At 65.0% G+C, this 13,570-nt stretch carries 13 protein-coding genes; 6 read left to right on the plus strand and 7 right to left on the minus strand.

The annotated features are described in order from the left end of the window. Nucleotides 1-3: 3 nt before the first annotated feature. On the plus strand, nucleotides 4-426 hold the full coding sequence (locus ACVWY6_RS07490; protein WP_023956544.1) for a globin domain-containing protein: 423 nt from the start codon (nucleotides 4-6) through the stop codon (nucleotides 424-426). Between the two features lie 30 nt (nucleotides 427-456). Here ACVWY6_RS07490 and ACVWY6_RS07495 read toward each other — a convergent pair whose 3' ends face one another. Next, the gene (locus ACVWY6_RS07495) at nucleotides 457-1,050 is read right to left on the minus strand and encodes a class I SAM-dependent methyltransferase (protein WP_457537141.1); all 594 of its coding nucleotides are present in this window, start codon (nucleotides 1,048-1,050) and stop codon (nucleotides 457-459) included. A 57-nt stretch (nucleotides 1,051-1,107) separates the two neighbouring features. Then, the gene (locus ACVWY6_RS07500) at nucleotides 1,108-1,743 is read right to left on the minus strand and encodes a TetR/AcrR family transcriptional regulator (RefSeq protein ID WP_457537143.1); all 636 of its coding nucleotides are present in this window, start codon (nucleotides 1,741-1,743) and stop codon (nucleotides 1,108-1,110) included. A gap of 101 nt (nucleotides 1,744-1,844) precedes the next feature. Here ACVWY6_RS07500 and ACVWY6_RS07505 point away from each other — a divergent pair, with 101 nt between their 5' ends. Further along, nucleotides 1,845-3,182, plus strand: a complete 1,338-nt coding sequence (locus ACVWY6_RS07505; protein ID WP_457537145.1) for a cytochrome P450 — start codon at nucleotides 1,845-1,847, stop codon at nucleotides 3,180-3,182. A 52-nt stretch (nucleotides 3,183-3,234) separates the two neighbouring features. Then, the gene (locus ACVWY6_RS07510; protein ID WP_317713608.1) at nucleotides 3,235-4,128 is read left to right on the plus strand and encodes a LysR family transcriptional regulator; all 894 of its coding nucleotides are present in this window, start codon (nucleotides 3,235-3,237) and stop codon (nucleotides 4,126-4,128) included. 24 nt (nucleotides 4,129-4,152) lie between these two features. Here the strand turns inward: ACVWY6_RS07510 and ACVWY6_RS07515 are convergent, their stop codons facing one another. The 4 genes from ACVWY6_RS07515 to ACVWY6_RS07530 form a co-directional block, all read right to left on the minus strand. Continuing rightward, the gene (locus ACVWY6_RS07515; RefSeq protein ID WP_457537147.1) at nucleotides 4,153-4,569 is read right to left on the minus strand and encodes an acyl-CoA thioesterase; all 417 of its coding nucleotides are present in this window, start codon (nucleotides 4,567-4,569) and stop codon (nucleotides 4,153-4,155) included. Next, the gene (gene leuA, locus ACVWY6_RS07520; RefSeq protein ID WP_023956532.1) at nucleotides 4,557-6,413 is read right to left on the minus strand and encodes a 2-isopropylmalate synthase; all 1,857 of its coding nucleotides are present in this window, start codon (nucleotides 6,411-6,413) and stop codon (nucleotides 4,557-4,559) included. Before leuA ends, ACVWY6_RS07515 begins: the two co-directional genes overlap by 13 nt. A 157-nt stretch (nucleotides 6,414-6,570) precedes the next feature. Beyond that, entirely contained in the window at nucleotides 6,571-7,143 is a 573-nt protein-coding gene (locus tag ACVWY6_RS07525; RefSeq protein ID WP_457537149.1) for a nitroreductase family protein, read from the minus strand. A 29-nt stretch (nucleotides 7,144-7,172) separates the two neighbouring features. Further along, complete coding sequence (locus tag ACVWY6_RS07530; RefSeq protein WP_457537151.1) at nucleotides 7,173-8,693, minus strand: MFS transporter; 1,521 nt, start codon at nucleotides 8,691-8,693, stop codon at nucleotides 7,173-7,175. A gap of 228 nt (nucleotides 8,694-8,921) precedes the next feature. Between ACVWY6_RS07530 and ACVWY6_RS07535 the strand changes: the two genes are divergently transcribed. Beyond that, nucleotides 8,922-9,647: a TetR/AcrR family transcriptional regulator gene (locus ACVWY6_RS07535; protein WP_457537153.1), complete on the plus strand. Its 726-nt coding sequence runs from the start codon at nucleotides 8,922-8,924 to the stop codon at nucleotides 9,645-9,647. Nucleotides 9,648-9,655: 8 nt separating this feature from the next. On the opposite strand, the gene ACVWY6_RS07540 is transcribed toward ACVWY6_RS07535, so the two are convergent. After that, on the minus strand, nucleotides 9,656-10,819 hold the full coding sequence (locus ACVWY6_RS07540; RefSeq protein WP_457538532.1) for a hypothetical protein: 1,164 nt from the start codon (nucleotides 10,817-10,819) through the stop codon (nucleotides 9,656-9,658). 368 nt (nucleotides 10,820-11,187) lie between these two features. On the opposite strand from ACVWY6_RS07540, the gene ACVWY6_RS07545 reads away from it, so the two are divergent. Both ACVWY6_RS07545 and ACVWY6_RS07550 read left to right on the plus strand, forming a co-directional pair. Next, the gene (locus ACVWY6_RS07545) at nucleotides 11,188-12,453 is read left to right on the plus strand and encodes an aspartate kinase (protein WP_023956524.1); all 1,266 of its coding nucleotides are present in this window, start codon (nucleotides 11,188-11,190) and stop codon (nucleotides 12,451-12,453) included. A 2-nt stretch (nucleotides 12,454-12,455) separates the two neighbouring features. Further along, entirely contained in the window at nucleotides 12,456-13,481 is a 1,026-nt protein-coding gene (locus tag ACVWY6_RS07550; protein ID WP_457537155.1) for an aspartate-semialdehyde dehydrogenase, read from the plus strand. Nucleotides 13,482-13,570 lie beyond the last annotated feature (89 nt).

The following is a 13,570-nucleotide window of genomic DNA, read 5'->3' on the forward strand; positions in this document are numbered from 1 at the left end:
AGGGTGAACGTGGACAAGGTGTTGCTCGAGCGGAGCCTCATGCTGGTCGCCGACGACGACGTTGGGCTCACAACCGACTTCTATGATCGATTGTTCGCCGAATACCCCTCGGCACGAGCGCTTTTTAGCAGCGACATCCGCCCGCAAGCGCGAATGCTCCAGGATGCCATCGTCGCCGTGCTCGACCACCTCGAGGATCCGACGTGGCTCCGTGCCTCGCTGGGGGCGCTGGGCCAGAGGCACGCATCGTGGGGCGTCACGCCTGAGATGTACAACTGGGTCGCGTCCACGATGATCGCCACCATGGCTGACCGCGGAGGTGCCGAGTGGACGGGTGCCATGACGGATGCGTGGTCCGAGGCACTCGGAGCAGTCGCCGGCATGATGCTGGAGGCCTACCCCGTGCGCACGGATGGATTGGGCTGACCGGGAGGCGGCAAACCTGATGTCGTAGTCCTACTGTGAGCGAACAGCTTTTAGGACCGTGTCGTGTGTGTGGTGTGAGTTTCCGGGAGGGGCGGTCGTCCGGGGCTGGGTGCGGTCGATCAGCACCGTCCACTCGTCGCCGAGGAGCTCGGCGAAGTCGTGTGGGTCGTAGAAGTCCCGCGGGTCGATTCCCTTCCAGTTGTGGCCTTCTCGGATCTCGTGGCCCACGATGAGCAGCGTTCCGCCTGGCGCGACGGCGTTCGCGAGCGCGCGGGCGGTCCGGCCGCCGTCGGACCGGGGAACGCTGTGGAGGTATTGCATCGACACGAGATCGTATGAGGTCGGCGTCGGCGGGTCGGCGAGCGGATCACCACGTACCCAGGTGATGGCGTCCGAGTCGCCCAATTTCATGGCGCGGTCGATGGCGACCTGCGAGATGTCGACGGCGGTCACCTGCCATCCGCGCTCGGCGAGCCAGCGGGCATCGGCGCCCTCACCGCATCCGAGGTCGAGCGCCCGTCCGGGTGGCAGGTCCGCCACCTCGTCGACGAGGACTGGATTGGGGTTGTTGCTGAAGAGTTGTTCGGCGCTGCTGTAGTGCTCGTCCCAGAATTCTTGGCTCATGTCTCCACAATGGCCGCGAACCGCTGTTTTCGACAACTATTCTTGCTGTTTCGGCAACTACGTCCGAGGAACGTCCGGTCGGGGGCCCAGAACCGCAATGCAGGCCTCGACCATGGTCTCGGTCATCGAGTTGATCGGCCTGCCGTCCTCGACGGCGACCGCCGTCAGTTCGCGTAGACCTCCCAGCAGCAAGGTGGCCATCGACCGCGACACCGACTCCACGCCTACAGCCCGCATCTGAGGTGTGCTCGTCAACATGACGAGGGTGCCGATCAATTCTTCCATTGCGTGCCGCTGAACCGGTCGGGCACTGGTTCCCAGGGCGGGGAGCTCGCGAATCCAGCTCAACGTGATTGCCGGATCCATCTCGATCGACTTCACGTATGCGCCGATGGCCTGCCTGATCTGAGTGATCCACCCGGCGTTCGGATCCACAGCTGCCACGATCTCATCGATCATGGAGGTGTTCGCACGCCGTAGCAATTCGATGAAGCAATCTTCTTTGCCAGAGAACTCCTGGTAGAAGGTTCGTCGCGACGTCCGGGCGATGCCGACGATGTCGGCGATGGTGCTCGCCCGGTACCCACGGACCTCGATCGAAGTGGCCAGCGCGTCGAGCAGCCGAACCCGGAATGCTGACCCGCCGGCGTCTGCGGGCTGCAGTTGGTCGACTGACTGCGAGTTGGTTGCCATCGATTCAACGATACGACTCCTTGTTGTCGCCTGGTACGGGAGCGTACCGTCGCAGTGGTACGGCGTAGTACCGGGCGGCGCCGAGACGGGAGCGTTCGAACATGGGGCCAGCTCATACAGAAACGAAAGACGGTCGTCAGGCAGAGGAGTCGGTACACCTGCCGCCTGGTCCAGGACTGCACCGGCACGTGCAAGGACTCGCGTTTGTCGCCGCACGTCGGCAGACGATGCAGGTGCTCGCCAGGCGCTACGGGCCGGCGTTCACACTGAGCATCCCGGTCTTCGGGAACACGGTGGTGGTATCGGACCCGCACTTGGCCAAGCAGCTGTTCACCACACCGGCCGGAGTGCTGAGCAACGTGCAACCCAACCTCGGCCGGATCCTCGGCGACCACTCGATGTTCTCGCTCGAAGGTGACGACCATCGCCGCAGACGAAAGCTGCTCACTCCTCCGCTGCACGGCAAGAGCGTGAAGGGCTACGAGCAGATAATCGAGGAAGAGGTCCTGCGCGAGACCGCGACCTGGCCGGAAGATCGCGAGTTCGAGAGTCTGGCTCCGATGATGCGGATAACGCTCAATGCGATTCTTCGTGCGGTGTTCGGCGCCGATGGGGAGCAGCTCGACTCACTACGGCGCATCATTCCGCCGATGGTCGAATTGGGCTCGCGCCTCGCGACATTGCCGAACACGGCGATCAACCTCGGCCGGTTCGACCCCTGGGAACGATTCATGGCTCGCCGTCGTGAATACGACTCGATCATCGAAGACCTGATCTCCACGGTGCGCAGCGACCCTGACTTCGCCGAACGCACCGACATCGTCTCGCTGATGCTGCGAAGTACCTACGACGACGGGTCGCCGATGTCGACCACGGAGATCGCCGACGAACTGGCGACGCTGCTCGCCGCGGGCCACGAGACCACCGCCACCACGCTGGCGTGGGCGTTCGAGCGATTGCGCCGCAACCCGGATGTGTTGGCCCGCTTGACCACTGAGGTCGACGAGGGGGACACCGCGTTCCGGCAGGCGACGATCCTGGAAGTGCAGCGCAGCCGGCCCGTGATCGATCTCGCCGGGCGGACAGTGGTGGCTCCTGTGCTGGAGCTGGGCGAGTGGCGCATCCCGCAGGGGCACACGGTGCTTGTCAGCATCTCTCTGCTGCACGACGACAGTGAGCAGTTCGAGGATCCAGAACGATTCGATCCCAGCCGCTTCCTGGATCACAAGCCGTCCGCCGCGTGGCTCCCGTTCGGCGGTGGAACCCGCCGGTGCATCGGTGCAGCCTTCGCGAACATGGAAATGGATGTCACCCTGCGGACCGTGCTCGAGAAGTTCGAACTGCTTCCGACGACGAAACCTGCTGAGCGGTGGCACAGTCGCGGCGTCGCTTATGCTCCCCGCCGCAAAGGGCAGATTGCTGTTCGTCGCCGCCGTTGAGAATGATGTGGCAGACCTGAAGGTAGGGCCGCCAACTGTGTAGCGTGACCACATGGATCTGCAGCGACTACGAATCCTGAGGCAGCTCGCAGACCGCGGCACCGTGGGAGCCGTGGCTCAGGCGATGAACATGACACCGTCAGCGGTGTCGCAGCAGTTGAAGGTACTGGGCCGCGAAGCCGGGATCGCCTTGCTCGAACAAGATGGCCGGCGGGTTCGTCTCACGGACGCCGGTCGCGCGTTGGTACTACGTGCCGACGAGGTCATCGCCGCTGTGCAGCGGGCCGAGGCGGAGATGGCGTCGTACCGCGATGACGCAGTCGGCGAAGTGCGCTTGGCGATGTTCCCTTCGGGAGCGGCACTTCTGCTACCGGGTGTCCTCAACCGGATGAGCGATCGCCGGATCCGGGTGATCGCCGGCGACGAAGACGTGAAATATGTTGATGCGCCTGCCTTGCTGGCCGACTTCGACGTTGTCCTGACCCATCGGGATGAGCGAGCGCCGCAGGTTGTCGAGGCGAGGGTGTCGGTGACCACCGTGATGCGTGAGCCCATCGACCTGGTGGTCGGGGGTGGTCATCGTCTGGCCGGCCGCAGCGAGGTGACACTGGCCGAACTCGAGGACGAGGACTGGATCAGCGTCCGCGGCGGGTTCCCGGTTGACGACGTGCTGCTCTCCCTTGCGGCCGCGACCGGGGTGGCGCCGCGAGTAACCCACCGCATCAACGACTTCCGCGTCATCGAGTCGATGGTGGCACGTGATCACGGAGTCGCGCTCATGCCCCGGTTCTCCATCCGGGATCCGGACTGCAGCCGCCTTGTTCTCACCGGGGTGCGCGCCGCGCGGGTATACGAGGCGTTGAGCCGCCCGATGGGTGATCAGCGAGGTGCGGTGAGGCAACTTCTTGCAGCACTTGTCGCCGAGGGTGATTCGGCCGGAGCATGACCATCCGGCAGAACCGGCGGCGGACTACGCTATTGGTGCGCCGGAGGTCAGGATCTGCGCGACGTCATTTGGAATGGCTTGTGGCGCACCGGATTCGTCGGCGTGGACATACACGGTCTCGACGGTGCAGCACTCCCGATCTTCGACCTTCACGTCGAAGCACATCGTGAAACTGGTGCGTCCGACGCGTGGGCAGGTCACATAGACGTCGACCACCTCACCCCAGACCGCCGGCGCGGTCCAGGTGAGCGTCGACTTCTTGACGCGCAGCATCTCGCCGAAATCGAGGATTCCCCGTTGCCGGCAGAACTCCGCGCTGGCCTCGTCGCAGTACAGCAGGTAGTGCGCGTTGAAGACCACGCCCTGCTGGTCGGCCTCGGCGTAACGCACCGGGGCCGACCAGGTGGGCAGAGTTCCCTCGGAACCGACTACGGGGCCCACGTGCGTGGGGCCTGCTCGCCGGAATCGGCGTCCCCGCTGCCGTCGGCCACACGCACTGCCCGGTTCACTGCCGAGACGACTGCGCGCAGCGATGCCGTGGTGATCGACGGTGCTATTCCGCAGCCCCACACGGTTTCGCCCCGAACCTGAACCTCAACGTAGGCAGCGGCATTCGCGTCGTCGCCTGCGGTCAGCGCGTGCTCGGCGTAGTCGAGCACCTGCACGTCGTACCCGACGGTCGACAGCGCGTCGACAAAGGCGGCCAGCGGTCCGTTGCCGGAGCCGGTGATTTCTTTCTCTTTACCGTCGACCTTCACGGTCGCCGTGATGCGGTCTTCGCCGCCGTCTTCCTCCGCGGCGTCAACGCGCTGGCGGATCCGTTCGAGCGGCTTGAGCGGCTGCAGGTACTCCTGAGCGAAGACGTCCCACATCTCCTTGGGAGAGACCTCGCCGCCTTCACCGTCGGTGATCTTCTGGATCTCGCGACTGAACTCGATCTGCAGACGGCGCGGCAGCGACAGTCCGTGGTCGGCCTTCATGATGTAGGCGACGCCGCCCTTGCCCGACTGGCTGTTGACCCGGATCACGGCCTCGTAGTTGCGGCCGACGTCCTTGGGGTCGATCGGCAGGTACGGAACCTGCCACAGGATGTCGTCGATGTCCGAGTCGGCCTCGTCCGCGGAGATCTTCATCTGGTCGAGACCCTTGTTGATGGCGTCCTGATGGCTACCGGAGAACGCGGTGTACACCAGATCGCCGCCGTACGGATGTCGCTCGTGCACACCGAGTTGGTTGCAGTACTCGACCGTGCGGCGGATCTCGTCGATGTCGGAGAAGTTGATCTGCGGATCGACCCCGCGACTGAACAGGTTCATGCCGAGCGTCACCAGGCAGACGTTGCCGGTCCGCTCGCCGTTGCCGAACAGGCAACCCTCGATGCGGTCGGCGCCGGCCTGGTAGCCGAGTTCGGCAGCGGCTACAGCAGTTCCGCGATCGTTGTGCGGATGCAGGCTCAGGATCACCGAGTCGCGGCGGGCGAGGTTACGGTGCATCCACTCGATCGAGTCGGCGTACACGTTGGGGGTGGCCATCTCCACGGTTGCCGGGAGGTTCAGGATGATCGGCTTTTCCGGTGTGGGGTCGATGATCTCGGTGACCGCGTCACACACCTCTTTGGCGTAGGAGAGCTCGGTGCCCGTGTACGACTCCGGGGAGTATTCGTAACGCCAATTGGTGTCGGGGTACTTGACCTCTTCGGCGCGAACCTTGTGCGCGGCGTCGGTGGCGATCTTCTTGATGGCCTCCTTGTCAGCGCGGAAGACCACTCGGCGTTGGAGTACTGATGTCGAATTGTAGAAGTGCACAATGACATTCGCGGCGCCGCGACATGCGTCGAAGGTGCGTTCGATCAGCTCGTTCCGGCATTGCGTCAGGACCTGGATGGTGACGTCCGACGGGATCGCATCGTCTTCGATGATCTCGCGGACGAAGTCGTAGTCGGTCTGGCTGGCCGAGGGGAACCCCACCTCGATCTCCTTGTAACCCATCCGTACCAGCAGGTCGAACATGCGGCGCTTACGTGCCGGGCTCATCGGGTCGATCAGAGCCTGATTCCCGTCACGAAGGTCCACGGCGCACCACATGGGGGCGCGGTCGATCACCTTGTCGGGCCAGGTGCGGTCGGGGACCGCGACGTTCTCGACCTCATCGGCAAACGGGCGATAACGGTGGGCGGGCATCGCGGAATTGCGCTGTGGGTTCCACGACGGTTGCCCGGAAGGAATGGGTCCGGCGGGTTCGCTGATCCGGCTGGAACTGGAAGTGAATGCATCGGCGGCAGGCATGAGGGTCAATCTCCGGGGTTGGGGGAATGAGACCGGCGCGTCAAAGATCCCGCGACGGGAAGCCGGTCTGGATCAGACCCCGCCGCGGCAACCGAGAAGGAGCACGCGCTGCATTTTTGTGACTGTACTCCCGAAGGCGCGGAAGTCCAAAGGTGGTTCACCGGTTCTCCGGAACGAATGGTCGTCCCCAGGTCTCGGCGAAGGCGATCTCCGCCAACGGCAGGCGGGTGCGTTCGCGGCCATCACGCTCTCGAATGTCGGCGGGCAGAGCAGCGGCGTCAGCGAGTCGGCCGATGGCCAGGACCAGTAGTGGTCGAATCAAGGGCGGAATGTCGAACTGCTGCACCAGGTCTGGCGCGCGAAACCCACCCATGGGATGGGCGTTCCATCCGTCGGCCTGGGCTTGGACGATCATCTGACCGGCGGCGAGCCCCACGTCGAGCGTGGCGTAGTCGTGCATTTTCGGTTCGTCGGGGAGGTCGTCGGTACACAGGACGATCAGTGCTGCGGCCGCCGGTGCCCACGATTGATTCCCGCGTTTGAGGGCCTCGGTGATCCCGGCGAATGTCGGGTCACCGCGGCGGCCGACGACAAAGCGGACCGGCTGGCGACCGCCACCCGTGGGCGCCCACCGGCCCGCCTGGAGGATCGACTGCAGATGCTCGTCGGACATGGTTGCGTCGGCGTTGTAGCCGCGTGCACTCCATCGGTCTGCGAGTAGCGGGTGCACGGGCGGCAGCTCCTTGGGCCGGGCGGGGACTAGTCGGTGACCGGCCGGCGCTCGCGGAGAACGATTGCCACCACTGCGGCCACCACCGCCAAGAGTGCCACGCTCACCAGTGACGTGATGTGCAAGCCGTCGACGAATGCGCTGCGTGCGGCGTCGGCGAGAGCACTTCCGGCGCCCGTGTCCAGGGTCTGTGCCTGGGTGAGTGTCTGCGAGAGGGTGTCCTCCACTCCGCTGCCCTCACCGGACCGGCGGAAGACCATCGTGGCCACCGAACCGAGAACGGCCAGTCCGAACGCCGTTCCCAACTCGAAGCTGGTCTCGGAGAGACCGGCCGCCGACCCACTGCGCTGAGCAGGCACCGACGACACGGCGACATCGGACACCAGCGAGAAGATCACGCCGTAGCCGACACCGGCCAGCGTGGAGCTGATCAGGTAGACCAGTACGCCCTGGTCGACGCCCAGTCCGAGCATGCCTGCGTTGCCGACCGCAGCAGCCAGCAGCGAGAACACAAACGCCCAGCGCACCGACATGAACGCAGCGATTCGGGAAGCGCTCATCGAGAAGATCGCCACGGCGATCGCCATCGGGATACCGAGAATTGCGGCCTCCAACACATCGCGTCCGAGGACCGACTGCAGGTAGATGCCGCTCAGGTAGCTCAACGCGGCAAGGGTCATCATGCCCGTCAGTGCGCTGCCGATCGCAACGGAGAAACCGGGGCTCTTGAAGAGCTTGAGGTCGATCAACGGATGTTCAGTTCGACGCTCGTGGGCGGCGAACAACGCCATTCCGACAATGCCGATGGTCGCGAAGACGGCTGTGGTGGTGTCGAACCCTTCGGCGGCGACGTGCTTGATGGCGTAGACGAGCGGGAGGATGCCGATCAACGACAGCAGCACGCCGAGGACGTCGAAGGGGGCCGAGCTGGGCGACCGGTATTCCGGGACCAGGCGGGGGCCGAAGACCAAGAGGATCAGCAGTACGGGCACGTTGATCAAGAAGACTGAGCCCCACCAGAACTGATGGAGGAGTGCGCCACCGATCACCGGGCCGATGGCCGATCCGCCTGCGAACGCCGCCGTCCACATGCCGATGGCCTTCGCCCGGGCCACGGCGTCGGGGAACATGTTGCTGATCAGCGACAGGCTCGAGGGCAGGAGGGTTGCGCCACCGATGCCCATGATGGCGCGGGCGGCGATGAGCGCGCTCGCGTCGGGGGCGAATGCTGCGATCGCCGAGGCGACGCCGAAGAGGCTGGCGCCGACGAGTAGCAGCTTGCGTCGACCGAACCGGTCGCCGAGATTGCCCATCGTGATCAACAGGCCGGCGATGAGGAAGCCGTAGATGTCGACGATCCACAACTGCTGCGTGGCAGAGGGGGCGAGTTCGGCGCTCAGGGTGGGGATCGCCAGGTACAACACGGAGAAGTCCATGGACACCAGAAAGACCGGCAGCGTCAGTACTGCCAGTCCCAGCCAGGTCCGGCGGTCCGGGCGGCTGGTGCTCGCGTCGGATCGCGGATCGGTCTGTTTGTCGATGATGCTCACGGGGTGCTCCAATCACGCTGCGAACACACGAGCGGACGCCGGCGTTGGCCGCGTTGAGGGCGCTACATGTGTTCGGACGGCGATCGCCCGCTCGTGGCGGCTCGATCAACCTGAGTACAACGTACGCATAAGAGTACGTTGTACGCAAAGCGTTTATTCCATCGTTCGGGCTTTGTTCACCGTCCCGGCCGTGAACACGGACAATGAACGCGGCGAAGGAGAGATGTGATGACAGCACAGGAGGGTGCGGTGAGCGGTGGCCTCGACCCGGCACCCGAGTCCGCCAAACTGACCCGCGGCGCGGTGGTCAACGCCGCGATCGAACTCGCGGATGCCGACGGGTTCAGCGCCCTAACCATGCGAAAGATCGCCGACCGGCTCGGCGTCGGCACGATGTCGCTGTACCGGCACATCGCCGACAAGGACGCGCTGCTGCGCGAGATGTCGAATGAGATCGGCATCCGCTTCCCGTACCCGCCCGCCGACGATGCGACGTGGCGTGAGCGGGCGTTGATCGCGGCCGAGGTCGACTGGACCCTGTACCAGCGCCACCCCTGGGTACTGCTGGCCTTCGCATCCCCGCGCACCAGCATGGGCCCACAGAGCCTGAACTGTCTCGACTGGCTCGTGGACGCCTTCCTCGATCTCGAGGTCAGCCCGGCGGTCGCCACCGAGATGGCGCTGACCCTGTGGAACCTCATCGCCGGCACGGTGCTCAGCACCGTCGCCGAACGACTACTGCTCGACCGGGCCGCCGATGAAGACCAAGGTCAGAGTGGACTGGCCCATCTTCTGGCAGGCAATCCCGAGAGCGAGCCGCCGCCCCATCTCGCGGCACTGGTCGGCACGCATCATTCTGAACTCACCGACCCCCGCCATCTACTCACCCAGGGTGTGGCCGCGCTGTGCGACGGTTTCGAATCGAGGGCGGCCAGATTGCGTGACGGACACTGACGCGCAGGTCACATGGCGTGCGGATAGACCGTTAGCATGTGTGCGCCGAACCATGAGCTGAAGGCGACAATCGCGAGCGAGACCAGCATCTGTGTGGACCCGCGACGTTTGGCCAGGCCGATCGCGATCGGGATCAGCAAGACGAACGCCGGGAGCAGCAGTCGGGGGCGGCTCATCATCAGACCGCTCGAGGCGCCGATGGATACGACCACCAGCGCTCCATATACCGCCACCGGCCACGGCACCCGCTCGGCGAAACTCAACAACGCCAAGGCGATGGTGATCAGCATGATCCAGGCCGTGGCCACCGGCGCGATTTCGCCGGAGTTCACTAGCGCGTAGTTGATGAACTCGTAGGCGGCCCGGCCGTAGTCGACCCGTGTGTCCCATCCCTCGGTCTGGATTCTGAACCAGCCGAGCGGTTCGCCCGTCTTGTGCCAGACCACCGCCAGATACCCCAGGTAGCCGAGCGGACTGAGGACGATGGCCGCCCACGCCCTAGGTCCGTCGCGGAATCGCAGCGCCGCAGCCACCACCACGACAACGATCAGGACCACCGCGGTCGGACGGCTCAGTCCGGCCAGCATCGTGCAGATCCCGGCCAGCAACCATCGTCGCTCCAGCACGCCGATCAGCGCCCACGCCGCAAGTGCGCAGAACAGCGCCTCGGTGTAGGCCATCGACAAGACGATGCCCATCGGCGCTGCGGCGAACAGAACGGCGAGCAGCAGCCCAGCCCGACGCGGATCGGCCTTGACGCGCACCACCTGGCCGTCGTCGGCCCGGTGGATGTCCTCGGCAAACCAAGCGGTGAAGCGTGCGGGCACGAGCCGGGACTTGTGTTCACGGTTCTGCATCTGTGCAGCGCACAGCGTTCCGATCCGGGCGACACCCACCGCGGCCAGGCACCCGAGCACCACGTTCACGGTGAGGGCGGCACCCAGCGGACTGAAACCGGGCACCTTGTCCAGCGCCCCGGCGAGCAACGGATAGCCGGGGAAGAACGCGTATGGCGTGTCGGAGTCACGCATCCCCTGCGCGTCGGTCTGGGTCAGCGGCACGCCCCCGTACCCGTGCTCGGCGATGGCGAGCATCCATTTGCCGTCCCACGCCGAGAGCGCCGCGCCGAGGCTGCTGCTGCGTAGCTGCGTGAACCGCTCCAGCACGAGCATGCCGACCAGACGGATCAGGAGGAAGGCGGCGATCGGCTCGACCCAGTCACGCCGTCGATACAGGAGGTCGCTGACGGATTCGAATCTTGCTCGGGTCAGCACCTGAGCGATCCTAGTGCCGAACGCTCGCTCGGGGCGGTCGCTGTCGGTTGCACGGCCGATCCGCCAGTTCCGAAGCACGCTAAAGCAATTGCCGCGTGCCCGCCCGAGCCCCGGTGGGCGGCGGTCTCCCGGCTCGACGGCGCAGCGACACGCTTGCACGTGGGGGAGTTGCGGGTGGCTATCCTTGCACGAGGCGGGAGGCAGTCTTGCACTGTTGCCCGCTCACTGATTTTGAAGGTTCGCAGCAGCTAGAGAAGGGAAACTCGGTGGCTCTGGTCGTGCAGAAGTACGGCGGCTCCTCGGTTGGCGACGCCGAACGGATCCGCAGAGTGGCCGAGCGCATCGTCGCGACCCGTAAGGCGGGCAACGACGTGGTGGTGGTGGTGTCGGCGATGGGCGACACCACCGACGAGCTGCTCGACCTCGCCGAGCAGGTCTGCCCGGCGCCGCCGCCCCGCGAGATGGACATGCTGCTCACCTCGGGTGAGCGCATCTCGAACGCGCTGGTCGCGATGGCCATCAGCTCCCTCGGCGCGGAAGCCCAGTCGTTCACCGGTTCGCAGGCGGGTGTGATCACCACCAGCAGCCATGGCAAGGCCAAGATCATCGACGTCACGCCCGGTCGCGTCCGGTCGGCGCTCGATGAGGGCAAGATCGTTCTCGTCGCGGGCTTCCAGGGTGTCTCGCAGGACACCAAGGACGTCACCACGCTGGGTCGTGGTGGGTCCGACACCACCGCCGTGGCACTTGCCGCGGCCCTCAACGCCGATGTCTGCGAGATCTACACCGACGTCGACGGCATCTACACCGCTGATCCCCGCATCGTCCCGAACGCCCGCCACTTGGCGACGGTCTCGTTCGAAGAGATGCTGGAGATGGCCGCATGTGGCGCGAAGGTGCTGATGCTGCGCTGCGTGGAATATGCCCGCCGTTACAACGTTCCCGTTCACGTGCGCTCGTCGTACTCAACCAAACCCGGCACCATGGTGTCCGGATCGATGGAGGACATTCCCGTGGAAGAAGCCATCCTCACCGGCGTTGCCCACGACCGCAGCGAAGCCAAGGTGACGGTTGTCGGCCTGGACGACAAGCCGGGCTACGCCGCCAAGGTCTTCCGTGCTGTTGCCGATGCCGAGATCAACATCGACATGGTGCTGCAGAACGTCTCGAAGGTCGAGACGGGCAAGACCGACATCACCTTCACGTGTCCCAAGGAACTCGGTCCGATCGCCGTGGAGAAGTTGTCGACGCTGAAGGAAGAAATCGGGTTCAGCTCGATCCTTTACGACGATCACATCGGCAAGGTGTCGCTGGTCGGTGCGGGCATGAAGTCGCATCCCGGCGTGACGGCCACATTCTGTGAGGCACTCTCGGAGGCGGGTGTCAACATCGAGCTGATCTCCACGTCGGAGATCCGGATCTCGGTGCTGTGCCGCGACACCGAGCTGGACAAGGCTGTGCGCGTGCTGCATGACGCGTTTGATCTCGGTGGCGAGGAAGAGGCCACCGTCTACGCCGGAACGGGGCGATAGCAATGGGTGTACGGGTAGGAGTTGTCGGCGCGACCGGCCAGGTCGGCGCCGTCATGCGAAAGCTGTTGGAAGAGCGCAATTTCCCGGCCGACGAGATCCGCTTCTTCGCGTCGTCACGATCGGCGGGCAAGAAGCTGCCGTGGCGTGGTGGCGAGATCGAGATCGAGGATGCATCGACCGCAGATCCCACCGGCCTCGACATCGCGCTGTTCTCCGCCGGTGCGACCATGTCTCGTGAGCAGGCGCCGCGTTTCGCCGCCGCCGGTGTCACCGTGATCGACAACTCGTCGGCCTGGCGCAAGGATCCCGATGTGCCGCTGGTTGTCTCAGAGGTCAACGGTGAGCAGGCGAAGAACCTGACCAAGGGCATCATCGCCAATCCAAACTGCACCACGATGGCCGCGATGCCGGTGCTCAAGCCGTTGCATGACGCGGCTGGCCTGCAGCGTCTGATCATCTCGTCGTACCAGGCGGTCTCCGGTAGTGGTCTCGCCGGCGTCGAAGAGCTCGCCACCCAGTTGCGGGCGGGCATCGATGATGCCGAGAAGCTGGTGCATGACGGATCGGCGGTGTCGCTGCCTGATCCTGTCAAATACGTTGCGCCCATTGCCTTCAACGTGCTCCCGCTGGCCGGTTCGCTCGTCGACGACGGTTCGGGCGAAACCGACGAAGACCAGAAGCTGCGCAACGAGTCCCGCAAGATCCTCGGCCTCCCCGATCTGCTGGTGAGCGGTACGTGTGTGCGGGTTCCCGTGTTCACCGGGCACTCGTTGTCGATCAACGCCGAGTTCGCGAATCCGTTGTCGGTCGAAGAGGCCACCAAGATCTTGGCTGACGCCGCCGGCGTCACGTTGACCGATGTGCCCACCCCGCTGGCTGCTGCAGGCAAGGACAACTCGTTGGTCGGCCGTATCCGTCAGGATCCGGGCGCACCCGAGGGACGCGGCCTGGCGCTGTTCGTCTCCGGCGACAACCTCCGTAAGGGTGCTGCCCTCAACACGATTCAGATCGCCGAACTGCTGGTCTAGTCGGTAGTTCCTCCGGTTTCGAGCACTTCCTCCGGTTGCAGCCGGAGTTTCTGGCTGGAGTCGGAGGATGTGGCCGGGGTGCCGTGGTT

Source organism: Williamsia sp. R60, assembly GCF_054063855.1.